Raw genomic sequence first — 21,826 nt, 5'->3', positions numbered from 1 at the left:
CCCTGGCCCCTGCGGGTCAGGGACGGGCGCCGGGCGGGGCGGCCAGCAGCACCGGGCGGCCCGCCCGGCTGCTCAGCGTCGTCGCCGCGCTGCCCAGGACGGTGCGGGACAGCCCCCGGCCGCGCCGCCCGACGACGACGAGGTCGACGTCCTCGTCCTCGGCCAGCTGCAGCAGGCAGGGACCCGGCTGCCCGGCGACGACCTCGGTCTCCACGGTCGCCGCGGTGGCCGACAGCGCTCGCGCCGACTCCTCGAGGAGCTCGCGGGCGCGCCTGCGCTGCTCCTCCCCACCGTCGCGGGCCTCGGTCACGTCGGGGTCCACCACGGTCACCAGGAGCAGCCGGCCGACGGCGGGGGCCACCAGCCGGGCGGCGTCCCGGACGGCCTGCTCGGACTCCGGGGACCCGTCCACGCCGACGAGGACGCACAACCGGTCGTCACGGGCCGGCGCCGGATCCGCGGCCCGGGCGACGCGCCGTTCCAGGCGCCGGCCGGTGCGTGCCGCGCGCTCGAGCGCGATCGGCACCACCAGGGGACCCAGGACGGCCCCGATCAGCAGCCAGGAGCCCTCGCGGTGTCCCCGCCGGTGGAGGAGCAGGACGACGGCCGTGGCGCCCGTGGCCACCCAGGCGAGCAGCAGCAGCGTCCAGGAGAGGGTGCCCATGGTCAGCGGCGGCCACCCGGCAGCGCCTGCCGGCGGGCCGTCCAGCGGTTGTGGGCCAGCAGCACCAGGACGGCGCCGGTCACCGACCCGATCAGGCCGGCCGGACCGAAGCCGCGGTCGCGCAGGCCGCCGGTGAGCAGGCCGAGCAGGAGGCCGCCGACCAGGGATCCGCTCACCCCCAGCACGAGGGTGGCCAGCAGGCTCATCGAGTCCTTGCCGGGGACGAGGGCACGTGCGAGCAGGCCGGCGACGAGGCCGACGACCAGCAGCCAGAGCAGTGAGAGCACGGGGTCCTCCGAGGTGGGTGTGTGGGCGGCCGGTCCTGGCCGACCGGTCCGGTGGGTGTGGCGGTGGGGACCGGGCGACCTGCGCGGTGCGCCGGCCTCACCGGGGCAGCGCCGGGCGCAGGGCGGGCCGACGCCGGTGCGGCCGTGCCCGCGGGGAACGGTCCCTGCCTCCTGACGGCACGGGGACGGGCACGGGCCGGGACGGTCCGGCACCGACGGCGAGGCCGAGGAGCCGCAGCAGCCGCTGGACCTGGGGTGAGGTCCGCCGGATCACCACACCGGCGCGCAGGAGGGGTGCCAGGCCGTGGGTGTCGGCGTACGCGACGCCGGTCAGGTCGACGGCCACCGGCCGGCCGTACACGGCCGCGGCGTGGTCCACCATGGCGGTGACCAGCGGCGCACAGCCGAGGTCCAGGTCGCCGTCGATCCGCAGGACCGGCCCGGGTCCCTCGCGGCGGACGGTCACCTCGAGGTCCCAACCCGAGGCGGCGGTGGTCTCACGCGTCTTCCGGTGGCTCATGTTGGGGAACGTAGGCACGCCGCCCGCAGCGGCCCACCGCCGGAACCGGACGACTGTCCCACCGCCTGGCTGCCCGGACCCTGCAACTCCGCGTCCGGACCGGCGACCGGCCGTCGCGCCGCCGGGCCAGGTGCCGGGGGGTCACCCGGTGACCAGGGCCCGCCGCGGCCAGTCGAGCAGCCGTGCACCGGTCACCGCCACCAGCAGCGAGAGGCGGTCGGAGGGATCCCCCGCCGCGTAGCCGGTGAGCTCCTGGACGCGCTGGAGCCGGTAGGTCACGGCCCGGACGCTGAGGTGCAGCCGGCGTGCCGCCTCGGTGGCGTTGCCGCCCGCGGCGAAGTAGGCGTCCAGGGTCTCGATGAGCGGTTCGGCTCCCCCGCGGGCGTGCGTCAGCGGGCCCAGGACGGCGCCGACCAGCTCGGCGAGCGCCGTCTCGTCGCGGCCCAGGACGCGGTACACCAGGAGGTCCGCGGCGTGGACGACGCGCTGGGGCAGCGCGAGGCGGGCGGCGGTGTCCAGCGCACCCAGTGCCTCCTGGTAGGAGCGCTGGACGCCGAGCGGTCCGGCGTGGGGCCGGCCGACCCCCACGCGCCAGCCCCGGCCGCCGACGGTCCGTGCCGTGAGCGGGCCGGCCAGCTGGGCCACCTGCGTGCCGAGGTGCTCGGTGCTGCCGGACTCGGGCGAGCGCGCGGCCACGCAGACCACCCGGCCCTCCTTCGCCGCCACGAGCAGGCCCCGGTTCCCGAGGTGGGTCCGGGCGGCGTCCTCCACGATCCTGCGGATCCCGCTGCCGGCGTTCACCGCGCGGTCGCACTCGACGACGACCACGACGTGGCGGCCGGCGGCCAGCTGCAGGCCGAAGTGCTCCCCCCGCTCGATCGATGCGGCGACGCCGGAGCGGCCGGTCAGCAGGTCGTCGACGAACTCCCGCCACTCCTCCTCCTCCTGCCGGACGACCGACTGCTGCGCCTCGAGGTAGCCCGCCGTCACTGCGCCCAGCGCGGCGTCGGCAGCCCGCCACACCGCCTCGCCGATGCCGAGCAGCTCGCCGCCGCGCACCGCCCGCCCGCGCGAGGCACCGAGGAGCTCGGGCAGCCGGGACCACAGCCGCCGCGACGCCTGCATGTGCAGGTCGACCATCGTCGGGAGGCCCACGCCCATCCCCACCGCCTGCTCCCCGAGACGGCGGCAGCTGGCCTGCTCCTCGAGGCTGAGCCGGCGCCCGGTCCGCGCGACCGCCAGGAGGGCCTCCGGGTAGCCGTCGAGGAGGGCGGCGGGGACGCCGAGCCGGGCGGCGACGGCCTCCGACAACTCGGCCAGCGCCCGCTCGGCGTCGGGGGGTGCCGTCCGCTGCACGACTGTGGTCATGGCTCGATCAGTCCCGTCTTGATGGCGTAGCGCGTGAGCTGCGTGCGGTCCTGCATCCTGAGCTTCTGCAGGACGTTCTCCCGGTGGCGCTCGACGGTCTTGACGCTGATGACCAGGAGCGCCGCGATCTCCCTCGACGACCGTCCCTCGGCGATGAGCTTCACGACCTCGGCCTCGCGGGGGGTGAGGAGGCCGGTCGGCTGCTGCTCGCCGCGGTCCGCGCGCGCGACGTACTCCCTCATCAGGGAACCCAGCGCATCGGAGTAGATGAAGGGTTCGCCGCGGACCGCGGCGCGGCAGGCCCCGACCAGGTCCCGGTCGGCGACGGACTTGAGGACGTAGCCGGAGGCGCCCGCCTTGAGCGCCGCGAAGAAGTACTGGTCGTTGTCGTACATCGACAGCATCAGGATGTGCATCGCCGGCCACCGCCTGGACATCTCGGTCGCCGCCTGCAGGCCGGTCATCCGGGGCATGGCCACGTCGAGCACCGCCAGGTCCACCGGGACGTCCCGGGCCAGGGCGAGGGCCTCCGCACCGTCGCGGGCCTCCGCGACGATCGTGAAGTCCGGTTCGCCGTCGAGGAGGCTGCGCACACCGTGTCGGACGATGCCGTGGTCGTCGGCGACCAGGATCCGCGTCGGCCGCCCGGCGCTCACGGTGTCACCGGCCCCGGGACGAGCGGGATCTGCAGCCGCACGTCCGTCCCGCGGATCCCGTTCGTCGAGAAGGACAGGTCGGCGCCCACGAGCAGCGCGCGTTCCCGCATCCCGCGCAGGCCCGCTCCCTCGGGCTCCCCGTCCATCCCCCGTCCGTCGTCGGCTATCCGCAGCAGCAACGCCGCTCCCTCTCCCGTCTCGGTCAGTTCCAGCTCGACGCAGCCGGCACCCGCGTGCCGCGCCACGTTCGTCAGCGCCTCCTGGGCCACCCGGTAGACCACCAGCTCCACCCGGTCGTCGAGGTCCGGGAGCGACGGGCTGAAGCGGCGGTGCACCCGGGCGCCGGTGAGGCGCGCGTGCTCGCCGGCCAGCGACGTCAGGGCGCTGACCAGCCCGAGGTCGTCGAGGACGCCCGGGCGGAGACGCCGCACCACGTGACGGACCTCGTCGAGGCTGGCGCGCGCGGTCTCCTGCACGGCGAGGACCTCCGGCGCCAGGTCGGGGGGGACCCGGTCGGCCACCGCCCGCAGGCCGAGCAGCACGGCGGTGAGGCTCTGCCCGACCTCGTCGTGCAGCTCCTGCGCCACCCGGCGCCGCTCGCCCTCCTGGGCCGCGAGCGCCCGGCCGGCGCTGGTGGCCCGCTCCGCCTCCAGGCGGGTGAGCATGGCGTTGAAGCTGCCGACCAGCGCCGAGGTCGGGCCGTTCCCCTCCTCGGGGAGACGCTGCCCGGGCCGCAGCAGGTCGACGTCGCCCATCAGCTGCCGGAGCCGGTCCAGCGGGGACAGCACCACCCGCAGGAGCATCGCGTTGGCCGCCACGATGAGGGCGAGCCAGCCGGCCAGCAGGAACACCTCGCTCGCCTCGACCGGCGAGGAGATGGTGGCCGGCGTCGCCGCCAGCAGGACGACGCCCACGAGGAAGACGGCCGTGTTGATCAGGCAGACCCGCCAGAAGAGGGACAGCCCGACCTGCCGGGACATGTGATCGCTCCTCCGTCGTCCGTCCCTCGGTGGGACGGTCCGTCCGCCTGCCTCCAGCGTCGTGCACGCTCCGCCTGCCGACCAGGCACGCGACCGAAGATGGGGTCCAGACCCCATCCGGACGGAGTCGCCCCTGCCGCTCGCCCCGGCTTCCGGCTCCCGGCAACCTGCGCCGCCGGTGGGGTTCCGAGCGCCTCCCTGACCACGGCCCGGCCGCAGACGTACGGTCGCCCACCTGACCACGCCCATGCCGACGGCGATGCCGACGCCGATGCCGATGCCGCCAGGAGGTCGGATGCCCTCGCGTCCCCGGCGCTCGCCGCAGCGCCGTCCCCGCCGCACCCCTCCCCTCGACCGGCCGCCGACGTGAGCGGTCCGCCGGGACGCCCCGGGTCGACGACCGGTGCGGAGCGCGGGTCGTCGCGGGTCCTGCTGGCCCTGAACCGCGTGGCCATCCGGGTCCTGGGCACGGTCTTCGTGCTGGTGGCGCTGCTCGGTGTGCTCGCCGCCGGGACACCGCTGCTGCTCGTCACGGTGCTCCTCGGCGGGGCAGCCGGTGCCGGGCTCGCCCAGCTCGTCCACTGGGCCCTCGAGCCCGGGGGCCGGGCGCCGCTGCAGAGCCGCCTGACCGCGGCCACCGCCACCGGCCTGTTCTTCCCCTTCATCAGCGGGACCGAGGCCCTGGGCCCGGGCGGGAGCTCCCTGTCCGTGGTCGTCATCCTGCTGACGACGCTCTGCGGACTCCACTGGATCGCGCAGGTCTCCCGCGAGACCCTCCCGACGGGCGTGCCCGCACGGGCGTCGCCGTGTCCCGACCCGTCCTCGCTGCAGCCCCTGCTCCGGCGACTGCCACTCGACGAACTGCTGGACGAGTGGCGGTGCAGCAGCGCGGGCCTCCACGTCGACGGACACGCGGCGGTCCGGGTGCGGGAGCTGCTGCTCGAGGAGATCCGACGCCGGGACCCGGAGGGCTTCCGCCGCTGGCTCGGGGAGGGACCCGGCGAGGACCCGCGGCCCTACGTCCGGGACGCCGGCCCCGCGCTGCCGACGGCGGAGCGACCCGACGAGCCGACCTCCGGGCGCTGAGGACCGCCGGTCCTGCTCGGCGCCCGGCGCGCCGCGTCGAGCTCCCCGGACCGCGGGGCGGGGTCAGTCCTCGACGCGGAAGCCGATCTTCAGCGTCACCTGGAAGTACGCGACGTCGCCGTCGGCCACCTGGCCGCGGACCTCCTGGACCTCGAACCACTCGAGGTTGCGGACCGTCTCGGCCGCCTTGCGCACGGCGGTGCGGATGGCGTCGTCCACGCTGGTCGGGCTGCTGCCCACGACCTCGCTGAGCCGGTACACGTGGTTGCTCACGGGGGTCTCCTCTCGGGCCGGGGAGCGCCGGTGCCCCTAGCATCGGGCGGTGCCCGACCGCTCGCACGCCCAGGTCGTCCTCGGCCAGCAGCTCTACCCCGTCCTCGAGCAGTGCCGCAAGCCCGAGGTGCTGTGGGCCAAGCTGGCCACCGGCAACTACGACTGGCTCGGCGTCCGGCGCAACGGCAGGTACGTGCTGGGCCGGCCGCGGCTGTCCGCCGTCGTCCCGGAGGAGCCCGGCCCGCCGCCGGACGACGGGCGGGATCCGCACCGCATCGAGTCGCTGGCGCCCCTGCAGCGGGTGCCGCGGTGGGAGTCCTACCCGACGGCCGAGGAGGCCCGCGACACCTTTGCCCGCCTGGTGCAGGGCGACCCGATCACCCCCCTGCGCACCTCCGGGGTGTGGCGGGCGCGGTTGGTCGTCGACGGCCGGCCGGTCGAGGAGCGGCTGGTCGTCCGCCCGCTGCCGCGGCTGCTCTGACGCAGGACGCGGCGGTGCCCGCCGCCCCGGGCGGGGTGGCGGGCACCGTCGGACGGGCGGGTCAGCCGCCGTGGACGCCGACCGGGGCCTCGCGGACCTCGGCCGGGTGGTGGGTCCGGAAGTCGTCCTCGAGCTCCTCGAGCGAACGCCCCCGGGTCTCCGGCGCGAACTTCGTGACGAACGTGAGCGAGCCGACGTTGACCAGCGCGAACAGCCCGAAGGTCAGGGTCGCGCCGAGGGTCGCCACGAGCGGCGGGAACGCGAAGGAGATGGCCGCGTTCACCGTCCACAGCACGAAGACGGCGATGCCCATGGCGAACCCGCGGATCGTCATCGGGAAGATCTCCGACAGCAGCAGCCACACCAGCGTGCCGATGAACGTCTGCACGAAGAAGACGACGAAGAGCATCGCGGCGAGGATGAGGTAGCTGCGGAAGGCGGTCTCGGGCAGCAGGAAGGACAGCGCCAGGACCGCGTGCCCGGCGGCGACCCCGGTGAACCCGGTGAGCAGCAGCGGCCGGCGGTTGACCCGCCCGATCAGCCAGATCCCGAAGACCGTGCCGATGATGGCCACCACGCCGACGGTGATGGTCAGGATCAGCGAGGCGCTGGCGCCCAGCCCGGTCGACCGGAGGATGGTCGGGGCGTAGTAGTTCACCGTGTTGATGCCGGTGGCCTGCTGCACCGTGGCCAGGCCGCAGCCGATCCACAGGATCCGGCGCATCCACGGGAAGGCCCGCAGGTCGCGCATGGCCGCGCCCTTGTCCTCGCTGACGTCGCGCTTGGCGTGCTCGGCGATGACGTTGTACTCCTCGGCCGCCTCGGCCGGGCCCCGCCCGAGGGAGAGGACCCGCCGGGTGTCCTGCAGCCGGCCGCGGACGGCGTACCAGCGCGGCGAGTCCGGCAGGAAGAACATGCCGACGAACAGCGCGATCGCGGGCACCGTGGCCACGCCGAGCATCCAGCGCCAGACGTGCGGGTCCTTGATGAGGGCGTCGAGCAGGGCGTTCATGGCGAACGCCAGGAACTGGCCGGTCACGATCATCAGCTCGTTGATGGTGACCATCCGGCCCCGCCGGTCGGCCGGGGCCATCTCGGCGAGGTAGAGCGGGCAGGTCACCGCGGCGGCGCCGACGCCGAAGCCCAGCAGGATCCGGCCGGCGGTCATGACCGGCACGTTGGGCGCGAGCGCGCAGATGAGCGCACCGAAGAGGAACAGCCCGGCGCAGACGAGCAGGCTGCCCTTGCGGCCGAGGACGTCGGCGAGCTTGCCGCCGAGCAGTGCGCCGAACGCCGCGCCGGGGAACAGCAGCGAGCTGACCACGACGGCCTCGGTGACGGTGGTGAGCTGCAGGTCGTCCTGCATGTACAGGAGCGCACCGGAGATGACCCCGGTGTCGTAGCCGAACAGCAGACCTCCGAGCGTGGAGATCACCGTCAGCTTGATCAGGAACCGGTTGTTCGCCGGCGAGCGCTGCGCGCCGGAGGACGTCCCGGCGGACGAGTGGATCGACATGGGCCGCTCTTTCGGGTGGAGGGCGTCATGGCCCCGGGTGGGAGGAACGGGCGGGTCGGGCGGTGGGGTGGGCGGGGTGGGCCGGCGCGGCGGAGGGGTCGCGGCCGCGGGGCCGGCCGCACGGGGCGCGCCGGCGGAACACCGCTCGCGGCCGGCGGGCCGGGACGCGACGGGCGGGTGGTGCGCAGGGGACGGCGCGGGGGCGCACCGGTCGGCGCGCCGGGTGCCGGTGCCGGGCGGGGTCGCGGAGGATGAGGTCGTGGCTCCCTGGCGCCGGAGCGGGCGGGGGCCCGTCCGCGGACTCGTCGCGGGCGCCGTGCAGCTGGTGCGCCGTCGCGGCCGGACCGCGGCGTTCCGCGCGCTGCGGCTGACCGGGGCGACCGTCGCCGCCTTCGTCGTCGCCCAGCTCGCCGGGCTGCACGACCCGCCGCCGCTGATCGCCGCGCTCACCGCGCTGCTGGTCGTGCAGGCGACGCTCACCAGCACGCTGGTCAACGGGGTGCAACGGGTGCTCAGCGTGGTCGCCGGCGTCGCCCTGGCGGTCGGGTTCGTCGCCGTCGTCGGGCTCACCTGGTGGAGCCTGGCGGCGCTGGTCGCGGCCGCGATCGTCGTCGGCCAGCTGCTGCGGCTGGGGCCGCACCTGGTCGAGGTGCCGATCAGCGCGATGCTGGTGCTCGGCGTCGGCGCCTCCGGGGCGGAGACCGTGGGCGGCGACCGGGTCCTGGAGACCCTGCTCGGCGCGGCCGTCGGCATGCTCGTCAACGTGGTGTTCCCGCCGGCCGTGCAGACCCGGTACGCGGTCCGCTCGGTCGAGCGGTTCGCCGGCGAGATCGCCGCGCTGCTCGACGACGCCGCGGGCACCCTCCTCGCCGGCCCGGTGACCGCGGAGGAGTCCGCCCGCTGGCTGCAGGACGCCCGCCGGCTCAACCGGCACGTGCCCCGCCTGGACCGGGCGCTCGCCCACGCCGAGGAGAGCCGCCGGCTCAACGTCCGCGCCCTGCGGTCGCCGTGGGCCGCGACCGCCGGCGTGCGGACCGGGCTCGACGCGCTGGAGTACACCTCGGTCTCGCTGCGGACGCTGTTCCGCGCCGTCGACGACGCCACCCGGGAGCGCACCGGCGTCCGCGACGACGCCGAGTACGCCGACACCGTCCGGCGCACCACGGCCAGCCTGCTCGAGCGCATGGGCACCGTCGTCCGGGAGTTCGGCCGGGTGCTGACGGCGGGGCCCGGGGACGCCCGGCGCGCCGCGGAGGAGCGCCTGGCGTCGTCCCTCACGGCGCTGGGCAGCGGCCGGGCGCTCGTCGCGGACCTGCTCATCGGCGACCCGCGCAGCCGGACGGGGCTGTGGGAGCTGAACTCCGCCCTGCTCACCACCGTCGACCGCATGCTCGACGAGCTGGGCCCCGGGCCCGCCGACGACGCCGCGGCGCTGCCGGTCCCCCGCGCCGCGCTGCTCGCCGCGCACCGGCTGCGCCTGGGCCGCCGCCCGTCCTGAGGCCGGCCGGGACGCCGGCAGGTGCCCCGCGGCGGTGGGGCCGCCGGCGAGGACCGGGTGTCGTGCGGACACGTCGTCCCTCCTCGGGGGTCGGGGGCGGGTGGGGGCGCCGGGGTCAGGGGCGCCCGGCCAGGGGACCGGGTCAGGGGTCGCCGGGTCAGGGGTGTCGGGTCAGGGGTGCCGGGTCAGAGGTCGCCGTCGAGGAACTGGGCCCGGCCCAGCCCGAAGGACCAGTCGGCGCGGGTGTTGCCGACGACGGACACGACGAGGTCACCCGGGGCCAGCCCGGTGGCCTCCCCGAGGCGCTGGCACAGCCCGGCGTACAGCGCCCGCTTCTGCTCGTCGGAGCGCCCCTGCTGGAAGACCTGGAGCACGACCAGGTCGTCGGTGCGCTCGATGCCCAGCCCGGTGTCCTCGCAGATGAGCTGCCCGGGCCGGTGCTCGGTGAGCACCTGGTAGCGGTCCCGGGGCGGCGCGGCGAAGACGTCGAGCAGGACCTCCTGGACGGTGTCGGCCAGCAGGCGGAGCTGCTCGGCGCTGCGTCGTCCCTCGACGACGTCGATGCGGACCAGGGGCACGGGGCCTCCCTCGACGTGGGGTCGACCGGCGTGACGCCGGCCACACGCTGAAGGACTATGTCAGGACATTAGGACTTTGTATAGACCCATTCGTCAGATCCCGGGCGCAGCACGGCCCGACACGCCGCCGGGCGGGCGCGGCGAGGGGCGACGGGCGGGAACGGGAGGGCGCGCCTCAGCGGCCGACGAGCGTCGTCTCGAAGTCGTAGCGGGAGGCGCGGTAGACGTGCCGGCCGTGCTCCACGGCGGCGCCCTTGTCGTCGAAGGCGGTGCGCTGCATGGTCAGCAGCGCCGACCGCGGCGGCTCGTCGAGCAGCCGCGCCTCGTCGGCCCGGGCCAGTCGCGCACCGATGCGCTGGTGCGCCACGCGCAGGTGGACGCCCTGCCCGCGCAGGTACTGGTAGAGCCCGCGCTCGGCGAGCTGGGCCGACGTCGGCTCGAACCGCCCGGGCAGGTAGTTGGTCAGGATCGCCAGCGGTTCGCCGCGGGTCCGGCGCAGCCGCCGCAGGGCCACGACCTCCTCACCCGCCGGCAGGTCGAGCTCCAGGGCGACGTCGGCCGGTGCCGGGACCCGCTCCAGGGAGAGCACCTCGGTCGTGGGCGCCTCGCCGCCGCGCGTGAGGTCGTCGTAGAGGCTGGTCAGCTCGACCGACCGGTGGACGTGCGGCGCGATGACCTGGGTGCCCACCCCGCGCTTGCGCACGAGCAACCCCTTGTCGACGAGCTCCTGGACGGCGCGGCGGACGGTGGGCCGCGACAGCCCGTAGTGCTGGGCGAGGAGGAGCTCGTTCGCCAGCTTCGAGCCCGCGGGCAGGCTGCCCTCCGTGATGGCCCGCTCGAGGGCCTGCGACAGCTGGAAGTACAGCGGCGTCGGGCTCGAGCGGTCGATGTCGAAGGTCGGCGTGACGGCCACCTGGTCCTCCTCCCGCGCACGCCGGCGGGACGGCTCCGGCGGGGCGCCCCCGGATGATCGCACCCGCCGCCGCACCGCCACCTCCCCACGTCGGGGCATGCCGACGTCCGCACGTCCTGCTGTGCTTATGTCCTGACAAAGTCTTGACGAGCCCCTGTGCGGTGGAGCACAGTCCCTGTCACCGCAGGACGACGTACCGGGACGGAGCTCACCGTGCAGAACGCACCCGACGTGGTGGTCATGGGCCGCAGCGGCGTCGACGTCTACCCGCTGCAGGTGGGCGTCGGTCTCGAGGACGTCGAGACCTTCGGCAAGTACCTGGGCGGCAGCGCCGCGAACGTCGCGGTGGCCGCCGCCCGTCTCGGCGAGACCGTCGCGCTGGTCACCGGGGTCGGCGACGACCCCTTCGGCCGGTTCGTGCGGCGGGCGCTGCGGGACCTCTCGGTCGACGACCGGTTCGTCGTCGTCGACCCCGAGCACCCGACGCCGGTGACCTTCTGCGAGGTCTTCCCGCCCGACGACTTCCCGCTGTGGTTCTACCGCCGGCCCACCGCGCCCGACCTGCAGGTGCGCCCCGCCGACCTCGACCTCGACACCGTCCGCGACGCGCGGCTGTTCTGGGCCACGGTGACCGGCCTGTCCGAGGAGCCCTCCCGCTCGGCGCACCACGCCGCCTGGGAGGCGCGCGGACGGCGGCGGCACACCGTGCTCGACCTCGACTACCGGCCGGTGTTCTGGTCCTCCCCGGAGGAGGCCGGAGAGCAGGTCCGGGCGGCGCTGCCGCACGTGACCGTGGCCGTCGGCAACCGCGAGGAGTGCGAGGTCGCCACCGGCGAGACCGACCCCGACCGCGCCGCCGAGGCGCTGCTCGACGCCGGCCTCGAGCTCGCCGTGGTCAAGCAGGGTCCCCGCGGCGTCCTCGGCAGGACCCGCACCGAGCGGGTGGTCGTGCCGCCCACGCCGGTCGAGGTCGTCAACGGCCTGGGCGCCGGCGACGCCTTCGGCGGCTCGCTGGTGCACGGCCTGCTCGCCGGCCTGCCGCTGGAGCAGGTGCTGCGCAACGCCAACGCGGCCGGGGCGATCGTCGCCTCGCGCCTGGAGTGCTCGACCGCGATGCCGACCGCCGACGAGGTCGCCGCGCACGTCGCTGCGCACGCCCCCTCCCCCACCCTGGAGAGCACCCGTGTCTGACACCGCCCTGGACCTGCCCGACGTCGGCACGAGCGCACCCCTGTGCGCCACCTACGCCGAGGTCACCGAGCTGCGCAGCCGCCACCCCGAGGCGATCGGGCAGGCGCTGGCCACCCGCCGCCGGCGCCCGTCGTTCCTGCCCGAGGACGGCCGGCTGATGCTGGTCGCCGCCGACCACCCCGCCCGCGGGGCGCTGGCCGCGCAGGGCCGGCCGACGGCGATGAACAGCCGCACCGACATGCTCGACCGGCTGCGCACCGCGCTGGCCCGGCCCGGCGTCGACGGCCTGCTGGCCACCGCCGACATCGCCGAGGACCTCCTGCTCCTGGGCGCCCTGGAGGACAAGGTCGTCGTCGCCTCGATGAACCGCGGCGGCCTGGCCGGCTCCACCTTCGAGATGGACGACCGGATGACCGCCTACGACGTGCGCGGCGTGGTCGAGGCCCGCTTCGACGCGGCCAAGATGCTCAACCGCTTCGACCTCGACGACCCGGGCACCGTGGTGTCGATGGAGTCGGCCGGCCGGGCGGTGACCGAGCTGGCCCGCGCCGGGGTCGTCGCCATGCTCGAGCCGTTCCTCTCCCGCCGGGTCGACGGCCGGGTCGTCAACGACCTCTCCCCCGACGCGGTCGTCAGGAGCGTGCACATCGCCCAGGGCCTGGGCGCCACGTCGGCCTACACCTGGCTGAAGCTGCCGGTGGTCGACGAGATGGCGCGGGTCATGGACGCCACCACGCTGCCCACGCTGCTGCTCGGCGGCGACCCGTCGCGGCGCCCGGAGGAGACCTACGCGCAGTGGCGCGACGCGCTGGCGCTGCCCTCGGTGCGCGGCCTGGTGGTCGGCCGCACCCTGCTCTACCCGCCCGACGACGACGTCGAGGCCGCGGTGGACACCGCCGTCTCCCTCGTGCACTGACGGGCGACGCCGTGACCGCCACCGCGCCCGACACCCGCGCCCTGCACCTGCCCGCCGGCAGCGCCGCCGCCGGCGACTACGCCCTCGAGGTCACCCCCGAGTCGGCCGGCTGGGGCCACTCCGGCCTGCGCGTCCTGGAGCTGCCCCCCGGCGGCACGCACACCCTGCACACCGGCGAGGACGAGGTCGTCGTCGTGCCGCTGTCCGGCGGCCTGGTCGTGTCCTGCGACGGGGAGATCCTCACGCTGGCCGGCCGGCCGGACGTGTTCGCCGGGCCGACCGACTTCGCCTACCTCCCGCGCGAGGCCACCGCGCAGCTCAGCAGCGAGCGCGGCGGCCGGTTCGCCCTCTGCAGCGCCCGGGCGGGCCGGCGCCTGCCGGTCCGCTACGGGCCCGCGGCCGGCGTGCCGGTCGAGCTGCGCGGCGCCGGCGCCTGCAGCCGGCAGGTCAACAACTTCGCCACCGCCGGCGTCTTCGAGGCCGACGCGGTCATCGCCTGCGAGGTCATCACCCCCGGCGGGAACTGGTCGAGCTACCCGCCGCACAAGCACGACGAGACCAGCGACGCCGAGAGCGAGCTCGAGGAGATCTACTACTTCGAGGTCGCCCCCGGCCCGCAGGGGCAGCCGGGCCTGGCCTACCACCGGGTGTACGGCACCCCGGAACGGCCGATCGACGTGCTCGCCGAGGTCCGCGACCGCGACGTCGTCCTGGTGCCGCACGGCTGGCACGGCCCCTCGATCGCCGCACCCGGGCACGACCTCTACTACCTCAACGTCATGGCCGGCCCCGGCCCCGAGCGGGCCTGGCGCATCGTCGACGACCCCGAGCACGCCTGGGTGCGCGGCACCTGGGCGCAGCAGGACGTCGACCCGCGGCTGCCCCTGCACTCCCCCACCGCCCGCCCCGACCAGAACGGAGCGACCCGACCGTGAGCGCCCCGTCCCACCCCCCGGCCCGGACCGAGACCGTCCGGCTGACCGTCGCCCAGGCGGTCGTCAAGTTCCTCGCCCAGCAGCACACCGAGCGCGACGGGCAGCGTCAGCGGCTGTTCGCCGGCTGCCTGGGCATCTTCGGCCACGGCAACGTCGCCGGCCTCGGCCAGGCGCTGCTGCAGGCCGAGGTCGACGAGCCCGGCGCGCTGCCCTACGTGCTGGGCCGCAACGAGCAGGCGATGGTGCACACCGCCGTCGCCTACGCCCGGGCCAGGGACCGGCTGCAGACCTGGGCGCTGTCGACCAGCGTCGGGCCGGGCTCCACCAACATGCTGACCGGCGCGGCCCTGGCGACGATCAACCGGCTGCCGGTGCTGCTGCTGCCCGCCGACACCTTCGCCACCCGCTCGGCCGGGTCGCTGCTGCAGGAGCTGGAGCTGCCCGCCTCCGGCGACGTCACCGTCAACGACGCGTTCCGGCCGGTGTCGCGCTACTTCGACCGCATCTGGCGGCCCGAGCAGCTGCCCGGGGCGCTGCTGGGCGCCATGCGGGTGCTCACCGACCCGGCCGAGACCGGCGCGGTCACCCTCTGCTTCCCGCAGGACGTCCAGGCCGAGGCCTTCGACTGGCCGGTGGAGCTGTTCGCCGAGCGCACCTGGCACGTCGGCCGGCCGCTGCCCGAGCGCGCCGCGCTGCAGCGCGCCGCCGAGGTGATCCGCTCGGCCCGCCGGCCGCTGATCGTGGCCGGCGGCGGGGTGATCTACTCGCACGCCACCGGGGCGCTCGACGCCCTCGCCACCGCCACCGGCGTCCCGGTCGCCCAGACCCAGGCCGGCAAGGGCGCGCTGCCCTTCGACCACCCGCAGTCGGTCGGGGCCATCGGCTCCACCGGGACGACGGCGGCCAACGCCCTGGCCCGCGACGCCGACGTCGTCATCGGGATCGGCACCCGCTACCAGGACTTCACCACCGCCTCCCGCACCGCCTTCAGCGACCCCGGCGTGCGCTTCGTCAACGTCAACGTCGCCTCCCCCGACGTGGTGAAGCACGCCGGTGTCGCGGTGCAGGCCGACGCCCGCGAGGCGCTCACCGCCCTCGGCGAGGCGCTGGCCGGCTGGTCGGTCGACGACGCCCACCGCGCGCGCACCGCCGAGCTCGCCGCCGCGTGGGAGGCCACGGTCGAGGCGGCCTACCACCCGCCGGTGCCCAGCGCCGGCGAGGGCGGCCGGCTCACCCAGAACGAGGTCATCGGCCTGGTCAACGAGGTGTCGGCGCCCCGCGACGTGGTCGTCTGCGCCGCCGGCTCGATGCCCGGCGACCTGCACAAGATGTGGCGGGTGCGCGACCCGAAGGGCTACCACGTCGAGTACGGCTACTCGTGCATGGGCTACGAGATCCCCGGCGGCATCGGCATCCGGATGGCCAGCCCCGACCGCGACGTCTTCGTGATGATCGGCGACGGCTCCTACCTGATGATGCCGACCGAGCTGGTCACCGCCGTCCAGGAGGGCGTCAAGATCGTCGTCGTCCTGGTGCAGAACCACGGCTTCGCCTCGATCGGCGCCCTGTCCGAGCAGCTGGGCTCCCAGCGGTTCGGCACCCGCTACCGCGCCCGGGCCGCCAACGGCCGGCTCGAGGGCGACGTGCTGCCGGTCGACCTCGCCGCCAACGCCGCCAGCCTCGGCGTCGACGTCCTCACCGCCCAGGACGGCCCCAGCCTGGAGGCCGCCCTGCGCAAGGCCAAGGCCGGCGACCGCAGCACCGTCGTCCACGTCGAGACCGACCCGCTGGTCGACGCCCCCTCCAGCGAGTCGTGGTGGGACGTGCCGGTCAGCGAGGTGTCCACCCTTGAGAGCACCCGGCGCGCCCGCGGGGTCTACGAGCAGTGGAAGGCGCGCCAGCACCCCTACCTGACGCCGTCCGAGCGTCCCTGACCGCACCCCTCCGAGGAGAGGACGACATGACCGTGCAGCAGCCAGGAGGCGCCCGGATCCGGGTCGGGTCCGCGCCCGACTCGTGGGGCGTCTGGTTCCCCGATGACCCCCAGCAGGTGCCCTGGCCGCGCTTCCTCGACGAGGTCAGCGCCGCCGGCTACGAGTGGATCGAGCTCGGTCCCCACGGCTACCTGCCCACCGACCCCGCCCGGCTGGCCGACGAGCTGGCCGCCCGCGGCCTGCGCGTCTCGGCCGGCACGGTGTTCGAGCACCTGCACCGCCCCGACTCCTGGGACGACGTGTGGCGCCAGGTCGGCGACGTCGCGACGCTCACCGCCGCGATGGGCGGCGCCCACGTGGTCGTCATCCCCGACGTCTGGCGCGACCACAGGACGGGCGAGGCGGTAGAGCCGCGCGAGCTCACCGCCGAGGCGTGGGCACGCCTGGCCGCGGGCGTGGACCGGCTCGGCCGGGCGGTGCAGGAGGAGTTCGGCCTGTCCATCGCCTTCCACCCGCACGCCGACAGCCACGTCGGCCGCCAGCCCGAGATCGAGCGCTTCCTCGCCGAGACCGACCCGCGCTACGTCCCGCTGTGCCTGGACACCGGGCACGTCAGCTACTACGGCGGGGACAACCTCGACCTCATCCGCCGCTACCCCGAGCGGATCGGCTACCTGCACCTCAAGCAGGTCGACCCGGCGGTGATCGAGCGGGTGCACGCCGAGGACGTCCCCTTCCCCCAGGCCGTGCAGCTCGGCGCCATGATCGAGCCGCCGCACGGCGTGCCGGACCTGCCGCCGCTGCTGGCCGAGGTCGAGCGGCTGGGCCTGGACGTGTTCGCGATCGTCGAGCACGACCTCTACCCCTGCCCGCCCGACGTGCCGCTGCCCATCGCGCAGCGCACCCACCGGCTCATCGGCTCCTGCGGACTGCCCTCGCTGCAGATCGGCCGGCCCCGCACCCCCGCGGCGGAGCAGGCGTGACCGCCGCCGAGGTCCTGCCCGCCGTCACGCCGGCCGGGGCGGAGACCGCGGACCTGCGCGTCGCCGTCCTCGGCGTCGGCCTGATGGGCGCCGACCACGTCGCCCGGCTGTCCCGCCGGGTGTCCGGTGCCCGCGTGACCGTCGTCAGCGACGCGGCCACGGACCGCGCCGACCAGGTCGCCGCCGGGGTGCCCGGCGCCCGCGTGGTCCCCGACCCGCTGGCCGCGATCGCCGACCCCGGGGTCGACGCGGTCGTCGTCGCCAGCCCGGGCCGCTTCCACGAGGAGCAGGTGCTCGCCTGCATCGAGCGCGGCGTGCCGGTGCTGTGCGAGAAGCCGCTGACCATGGACGCCGACAGCTCGCTGGCCGTCGTCCGCGCCGAGGACGCGTACACCGCGCGCACCGGGCAGCGGCTCGTGCAGGTCGGGTTCATGCGCCGCTTCGACCCCGAGTACGCCGCGCTGCGCGAGCTCGTCGCCTCCGGCGGCCTCGGCGAGCCGCTGCTCGTGCACTGCGCGCACCGCAACCCCGCCGTGCCCGCGGGCGTGACCACCGAGTCGGTCGTCAACGACTCCGTCGTCCACGAGGTCGACGTCGCCCGGTTCCTGCTCGGCGAGGAGATCGCCGCGGTCACCGTGCTGCGTCCGCGGTCCACCCGGCGCGCCGCCGAGGGCCTGTCCGACCCGCTGGTGGTCCTCCTCGAGACGACCGGCGGCCGGCTGGTCGACGTCGAGTGCTTCGTCAGCACCGGCCTGGCCTACGAGGTGCGCACCGAGGTCGTCGGCGAGGACGGCAGCGCGCTGATCGGCCTGGACCCCGGGCCGGTCCGGCTGTCCGCCGGCCCGGGCGGCGCCGTCCGCGGCTCCACGGCCGCCCCCGGCTTCCGGGAGCGCTTCGGCCGCGCCTACGACATCGAGGTGCAGCGCTGGGTGGACGCCGCCCGGCACGGCGGGATCGACGGCCCCGGCGCGTGGGACGGCTACGCCGCCCAGGCCGTCTGCGCCGCAGGAGTGGAGGCGCTGCGCACCGGCCGGCGCACCGAGGTCCGGATGGAACCGCGAGGAGGAACCCGATCGTGAGGATCGCGCTGGACCCGCAGATGCTGCGCGACGTCCCCCTGCTGGAGCTGCCCGACGAGGTGGCCCGGATGGGCTACGAGTGGATCGAGCTCTCGCCCCGCGAGGACCTCGTCCCCTTCTTCAAGCACCCCCGCACCGACACCGCCACCGTCCGGGCGTTCAAGTCCCGGCTGGCCGACGCCGGGGTCGGCATCACCTCGGTGCTGCCGGTCATGCGCTGGTCGGGGCCCGGCGAGGTGGAGCGGCAGGCGGCCGTCCGGTACTGGAAGCGCGCCATCGAGATCTGCGTCGAGCTCGGCGTGGACACGATGAACAGCGAGTTCAACGGCCGGCCCGAGGCGCCCGAGCTCGCCGAGGCGATGTTCTGGCGCTCGATGGAGGAGCTGCTGCCGCTGTTCGAGCGCGAGGGGCTCAAGCTGGCGCTCGAGCCGCACCCCGACGACTTCATCGAGCTCGGGCACCCCGCGATCGACATGGTCCGCGGCATCGACAGCCCCTGCGTGTCCTTCCTCTACTGCACGCCGCACACGTTCCACCAGGGCGACGACGCGCCGGGCATCATCGCCCACGCCGGCGAGCTGCTCACCCACGTGCACGTCGCCGACTCGATGGACCACCGCGCCTCCGACGGCCTGCGGTACATCACCAACCCGCCGGGCAACACCACCCGTGTGCACCAGCACATGGAGATCGGCCGGGGCGACGTCGACTTCGACGAGGCCTTCGCCGCCCTGGCCGGCATCGGCTTCGACGGCGTCCTGACCACCTGCGTCTTCGGCTGGGACGACCAGGCCCGCGAGTCCGGCACCCGGATGCTGCAGGCCATCCGCGAGCTGGTCACCAAGCACTTCCCCGACACCACCCCCTCCTGAGAGGTCCCCCATGCCCACCTCCATCCCGCACTGGATCGACGGCGCCCGCCGCGAGGGCGCCAGCGGCCGCACCGGCGAGGTGACCGACTCGGCGACCGGCGAGGTCACCGGCGAGGTCGCGCTGGCCAGCACCGAGGAGGTCGACGCGGCGGTCGCCGCCGCCGCGGCCGCCTTCCCCGCCTGGCGGGACACCTCGCTGGCCAAGCGCACCGCGGTGCTCTTCCGCTTCCGCGAGCTGCTCAACGCCCGCAAGCCCGAGCTCGCCGCGATCATCACCGCCGAGCACGGCAAGGTCCTCGACGACGCCCTCGGCGAGGTCTCCCGCGGCCAGGAGGTCGTCGAGTACGCCTGCGGCGTGCCCTCCCTGGTCCGCGGCGGCTTCACCGAGAACGCCTCGACCAGCGTCGACGTCTTCTCCATCCGCCAGCCGCTCGGGCCGGTCGCGGTCATCAGCCCGTTCAACTTCCCGGCGATGGTCCCGATGTGGTTCTTCCCCATCGCGATCGCCACCGGCAACACCGTCGTCCTCAAGCCCAGCGAGCAGGACCCCTCCGCGTCGATCTGGATGGCCGAGCTGTGGAAGGAGGCCGGCCTGCCCGACGGCGTGTTCAACGTCGCCCAGGGCGACAAGGTCGCCGTCGACCGGCTGCTCGAGCACCCCGACGTCAAGGCGGTGTCCTTCGTCGGGTCCACCGACGTCGCCCGCTACGTCTACGAGACCGGCACCCGGCACGGCAAGCGCGTGCAGGCCCTCGGCGGCGCGAAGAACCACATGGTCGTGCTGCCCGACGCCGACCTCGACCTCGCCGCCGACCAGGCGGTCAACTCCGGCTTCGGGTCGGCCGGCGAGCGGTGCATGGCCATCAGCGCGGTGCTCGCCGTCGGCGGGGTCGGCGACGACCTGGTCGCCCGCATCGCCGAGCGGACGAGGACCCTGCGCACCGGCGACGGCCGCAAGGGCTGCGACATGGGCCCGCTGATCAGCGAGCGGCACCGCGACCGCGTCGCCTCCTACGTCGAGGCCGGCGAGCAGCAGGGCGCGAAGGTCGTCGTCGACGGCCGGCAGGTGCAGCCCGACGGCGGCGAGGACGGCTTCTGGCTCGGTCCCACGCTGGTCGACCACGTCGAGCCGCACATGAGCGTCTACACCGACGAGATCTTCGGCCCGGTCCTGTCGGTGCTGCGGGTGGACACCTACGAGCACGCCGTCGAGCTGATCAACGGCAACGAGTACGGCAACGGCACCGCGATCTTCACCAACGACGGCGGCGCCGCCCGGCGCTTCCAGCACGAGGTGGAGGTCGGGATGATCGGCATCAACGTGCCCATCCCGGTGCCGATGGCCTACTACTCCTTCGGCGGGTGGAAGAACAGCCTCTTCGGCGACTCCCACGCCCACGGCGCCGAGGGCGTGCACTTCTACACCCGCGGCAAGGTCGTCACCTCCCGCTGGCTCGACCCCAGCCACGGCGGCCTCAACCTGGGTTTCCCGCAGAACAGCTGACGCCGCCCGGCGCCGGCGGGCTCCCCCGCCGGCGCCGGCGACCCCTCCCCCACCCCCCGCACGAGGAACGAGGACATGGCCCCCACAGCGTTCGACCCGCACCGCTTCGCCGGCCGGGTCGCCTTCATCAGCGGCGCCGGGCGCGGCCAGGGCCGGCAGTTCGCCGTCGACCTCGCCCAGGAGGGCGCGGACATCGTCGGCTTCGACATCTGCGAGGACATCCCCGGGGCCAGCACGCCGATGGCCACCAAGGCCGACCTCGAGGAGACCCGCGCCCTCGTCGAGGCCACCGGCCGGCGGATGGTCGCCGAGCGCGCCGACGTCCGCGACTACGCCTCCGTCGAGGCGGTGCTGAGGAAGGGCCTGGCCGAGTTCGGCCGGGTCGACGTCGTGGTGGCCAACGCCGGCATCTGCTGCGGCGCGGGACCGTTCTGGGAGATCGGCCTGCAGGAGTGGAAGGACACCGTCGAGACCGACCTCACCGGCGTCTGGCACACCGTCCGCGCCGCCACCCCGGCGATGATCGAGGGCGGCCGCGGCGGCGCCATCATCATGATCGCCTCGGCCGGCGCGACGAAGGGCTTCCCGAACATCACCCACTACGTGGCCGCGAAGACCGCGCTCGTGGGGATGCTCAAGCCGATGGCCGCCGAGCTCGGCCCGCACTCCATCCGGGTCAACGCGCTCTCCCCGACCAACGTCAACACGGCCATCTACATGACCGAGACGAACAAGCGGCTCTTCCTCCCGGACAACCCCGCCCCCACCGACGAGGAGTACGAGATCGCCTCCCGGCCGCAGCACGTGCTGCCCATCGGCTGGATGGAGACCCGGGACACCTCGGCCGCGCTGCGCTACCTCGCCTCCGACGACGCCCGCTACGTCACCGGGCTGGAGCTGCGCGTCGACGCCGGCGTGGTGCTGCGCTGAGCTCCGCGCCGGGGGCTGCCGGCCGCTCGCCCTCCCGCCGGTAGGGCGAGCGGCCCGACCCGCTGGCCGCCTCGGCGGCCAGCAGCGGCAGCGTCCGCCAGGCCACCAGCTCCGAGAGCACCACCACGCTGGTGGAGCGCACCACCGCCGAGGACCGGTTGAGGTCGACCAGGATCTGCTGCAGCGCCTCGTGCGAGCCCGCCGCCACCCGGCACAGCACGTCGCCGCTGCCGGTGGTCGCGTGCGCCTCCAGCACGCCCGGGATGGCCTCCAGGTCGCGGCGGACGGCGTCGATGGCGCCCTGGGCGATCTCCAGGGTGACGAACGCCTGCACGCCGCACCCCGCGGCGGCGACGTCGACGTCCGGCCCGTACCCGGTGACCACGCCGGCCTCCTCCAGGCGCGCCAGCCGGGCGGTCACCGTCGCGCGGGCCACGCCGGTGAGCCGCGAGAGCTCCAGGTCGCCGGCGCGGTGGTGCTCGCGCAGCGCGGCGAGCAGGGCCACGTCCAGCGCGTCGAGCGGCCGGCCTGCGGTCACGTGCGCCTCCAGCTGTGCGGGTTGCCCACCCCGGCCGGGGTGCAGCTGTGCCATCTGAGCACACCGGGCAGTCGCAGCGACACCGGTTGCCCAGCCGGGTCAGCGGGTGTGCGCTGCCCCCGAC

The 21,826-nt window shown here is 75.1% G+C and carries 23 protein-coding genes; 12 read left to right on the top strand and 11 right to left on the bottom strand.

Annotated elements, in window-relative coordinates:
• Positions 1-16 precede the first annotated feature (16 nt).
• The 6 genes from BMZ33_RS02420 to BMZ33_RS02395 all read right to left on the bottom strand — a co-directional run bounded on the left by BMZ33_RS02420 (position 17) and on the right by BMZ33_RS02395 (position 4,475).
• Positions 17-664, bottom strand: a complete 648-nt coding sequence (locus tag BMZ33_RS02420) for a universal stress protein (RefSeq protein WP_091107360.1) — start codon at positions 662-664, stop codon at positions 17-19.
• Positions 665-666: 2 nt separating this feature from the next.
• Positions 667-951: a GlsB/YeaQ/YmgE family stress response membrane protein gene (locus tag BMZ33_RS02415; protein WP_091107358.1), complete on the bottom strand. Its 285-nt coding sequence runs from the start codon at positions 949-951 to the stop codon at positions 667-669.
• A gap of 97 nt (positions 952-1,048) precedes the next feature.
• Positions 1,049-1,471 carry an STAS domain-containing protein gene (locus tag BMZ33_RS02410; RefSeq protein ID WP_091107356.1) on the bottom strand — a complete coding sequence of 141 codons (423 nt, stop codon included), beginning with the start codon at positions 1,469-1,471 and terminating at the stop codon, positions 1,049-1,051.
• A gap of 141 nt (positions 1,472-1,612) precedes the next feature.
• Entirely contained in the window at positions 1,613-2,839 is a 1,227-nt protein-coding gene (locus BMZ33_RS02405; protein WP_091107354.1) for a PucR family transcriptional regulator, read from the bottom strand.
• The gene (locus tag BMZ33_RS02400; RefSeq protein WP_091107352.1) at positions 2,836-3,495 is read right to left on the bottom strand and encodes a response regulator; all 660 of its coding nucleotides are present in this window, start codon (positions 3,493-3,495) and stop codon (positions 2,836-2,838) included. The genes BMZ33_RS02405 and BMZ33_RS02400 overlap by 4 nt, the downstream gene beginning before the upstream one ends.
• A complete protein-coding gene (locus BMZ33_RS02395) occupies positions 3,492-4,475 on the bottom strand; it encodes a HAMP domain-containing sensor histidine kinase (protein WP_169063781.1) in 984 nt (327 codons plus the stop codon). The genes BMZ33_RS02400 and BMZ33_RS02395 overlap by 4 nt, the downstream gene beginning before the upstream one ends.
• A gap of 447 nt (positions 4,476-4,922) precedes the next feature.
• Here BMZ33_RS02395 and BMZ33_RS02390 point away from each other — a divergent pair, with 447 nt between their 5' ends.
• Positions 4,923-5,561 (top strand): hypothetical protein, encoded by a 639-nt coding sequence (locus BMZ33_RS02390; RefSeq protein WP_136697178.1) that lies wholly within the window; start codon positions 4,923-4,925, stop codon positions 5,559-5,561.
• A 63-nt stretch (positions 5,562-5,624) separates the two neighbouring features.
• Here the strand turns inward: BMZ33_RS02390 and BMZ33_RS02385 are convergent, their stop codons facing one another.
• Positions 5,625-5,834, bottom strand: a complete 210-nt coding sequence (locus tag BMZ33_RS02385; protein ID WP_091107348.1) for a dodecin — start codon at positions 5,832-5,834, stop codon at positions 5,625-5,627.
• A gap of 49 nt (positions 5,835-5,883) precedes the next feature.
• Between BMZ33_RS02385 and BMZ33_RS02380 the strand changes: the two genes are divergently transcribed.
• A complete protein-coding gene (locus BMZ33_RS02380) occupies positions 5,884-6,315 on the top strand; it encodes a hypothetical protein (protein WP_091107346.1) in 432 nt (143 codons plus the stop codon).
• Positions 6,316-6,376: 61 nt separating this feature from the next.
• On the opposite strand, the gene BMZ33_RS02375 is transcribed toward BMZ33_RS02380, so the two are convergent.
• Positions 6,377-7,831, bottom strand: a complete 1,455-nt coding sequence (locus tag BMZ33_RS02375) for a sugar porter family MFS transporter (RefSeq protein ID WP_091107344.1) — start codon at positions 7,829-7,831, stop codon at positions 6,377-6,379.
• Positions 7,832-8,090: 259 nt separating this feature from the next.
• Between BMZ33_RS02375 and BMZ33_RS02370 the strand changes: the two genes are divergently transcribed.
• A complete protein-coding gene (locus BMZ33_RS02370) occupies positions 8,091-9,329 on the top strand; it encodes an FUSC family protein (protein ID WP_169063780.1) in 1,239 nt (412 codons plus the stop codon).
• 185 nt (positions 9,330-9,514) lie between these two features.
• Here the strand turns inward: BMZ33_RS02370 and BMZ33_RS02365 are convergent, their stop codons facing one another.
• Both BMZ33_RS02365 and BMZ33_RS02360 read right to left on the bottom strand, forming a co-directional pair.
• Positions 9,515-9,907 carry a tautomerase family protein gene (locus tag BMZ33_RS02365; protein ID WP_091107340.1) on the bottom strand — a complete coding sequence of 131 codons (393 nt, stop codon included), beginning with the start codon at positions 9,905-9,907 and terminating at the stop codon, positions 9,515-9,517.
• Between the two features lie 175 nt (positions 9,908-10,082).
• Positions 10,083-10,820: a GntR family transcriptional regulator gene (locus tag BMZ33_RS02360; protein WP_169063779.1), complete on the bottom strand. Its 738-nt coding sequence runs from the start codon at positions 10,818-10,820 to the stop codon at positions 10,083-10,085.
• A gap of 213 nt (positions 10,821-11,033) precedes the next feature.
• Here BMZ33_RS02360 and iolC point away from each other — a divergent pair, with 213 nt between their 5' ends.
• From iolC to BMZ33_RS02315, 9 genes are all read left to right on the top strand, one after another.
• Positions 11,034-12,011 carry a 5-dehydro-2-deoxygluconokinase gene (gene iolC / locus BMZ33_RS02355; protein WP_169063778.1) on the top strand — a complete coding sequence of 326 codons (978 nt, stop codon included), beginning with the start codon at positions 11,034-11,036 and terminating at the stop codon, positions 12,009-12,011.
• A complete protein-coding gene (locus tag BMZ33_RS02350) occupies positions 12,004-12,927 on the top strand; it encodes a class I fructose-bisphosphate aldolase (RefSeq protein WP_169063777.1) in 924 nt (307 codons plus the stop codon). The genes iolC and BMZ33_RS02350 overlap by 8 nt, the downstream gene beginning before the upstream one ends.
• Before the next feature lie 11 nt (positions 12,928-12,938).
• On the top strand, positions 12,939-13,862 hold the full coding sequence (gene iolB, locus BMZ33_RS02345) for a 5-deoxy-glucuronate isomerase (protein WP_091107336.1): 924 nt from the start codon (positions 12,939-12,941) through the stop codon (positions 13,860-13,862).
• A complete protein-coding gene (gene iolD / locus BMZ33_RS02340; RefSeq protein WP_091107334.1) occupies positions 13,859-15,796 on the top strand; it encodes a 3D-(3,5/4)-trihydroxycyclohexane-1,2-dione acylhydrolase (decyclizing) in 1,938 nt (645 codons plus the stop codon). The genes iolB and iolD overlap by 4 nt, the downstream gene beginning before the upstream one ends.
• Before the next feature lie 26 nt (positions 15,797-15,822).
• The gene (locus BMZ33_RS02335) at positions 15,823-16,779 is read left to right on the top strand and encodes a sugar phosphate isomerase/epimerase family protein (RefSeq protein ID WP_091107332.1); all 957 of its coding nucleotides are present in this window, start codon (positions 15,823-15,825) and stop codon (positions 16,777-16,779) included.
• Complete coding sequence (locus BMZ33_RS02330) at positions 16,776-17,858, top strand: Gfo/Idh/MocA family protein (RefSeq protein WP_169063776.1); 1,083 nt, start codon at positions 16,776-16,778, stop codon at positions 17,856-17,858. Before BMZ33_RS02335 ends, BMZ33_RS02330 begins: the two co-directional genes overlap by 4 nt.
• Positions 17,855-18,730, top strand: coding sequence for a sugar phosphate isomerase/epimerase family protein (locus BMZ33_RS02325; protein ID WP_091107330.1), 876 nt, complete (start codon positions 17,855-17,857; stop codon positions 18,728-18,730). Before BMZ33_RS02330 ends, BMZ33_RS02325 begins: the two co-directional genes overlap by 4 nt.
• A 10-nt stretch (positions 18,731-18,740) precedes the next feature.
• Positions 18,741-20,234 (top strand): CoA-acylating methylmalonate-semialdehyde dehydrogenase, encoded by a 1,494-nt coding sequence (locus tag BMZ33_RS02320; RefSeq protein ID WP_091107328.1) that lies wholly within the window; start codon positions 18,741-18,743, stop codon positions 20,232-20,234.
• Between the two features lie 75 nt (positions 20,235-20,309).
• The gene (locus BMZ33_RS02315; protein ID WP_091107327.1) at positions 20,310-21,164 is read left to right on the top strand and encodes a mycofactocin-coupled SDR family oxidoreductase; all 855 of its coding nucleotides are present in this window, start codon (positions 20,310-20,312) and stop codon (positions 21,162-21,164) included.
• On the opposite strand, the gene BMZ33_RS02310 is transcribed toward BMZ33_RS02315, so the two are convergent.
• Positions 21,118-21,702, bottom strand: coding sequence for an Lrp/AsnC family transcriptional regulator (locus tag BMZ33_RS02310; RefSeq protein WP_169063775.1), 585 nt, complete (start codon positions 21,700-21,702; stop codon positions 21,118-21,120). The two genes, BMZ33_RS02315 and BMZ33_RS02310, sit on opposite strands and share 47 nt — an antisense overlap.
• Positions 21,703-21,826: the final 124 nt, after the last annotated feature.

This window comes from Geodermatophilus dictyosporus (assembly GCF_900115505.1).
GTDB classification, from domain to species: Bacteria; Actinomycetota; Actinomycetes; order Mycobacteriales; family Geodermatophilaceae; genus Geodermatophilus; species Geodermatophilus dictyosporus.
The sequence above is the reverse complement of the archived record's forward strand: the minus strand, read 5'-3'. Positions and strand labels throughout refer to the sequence as shown.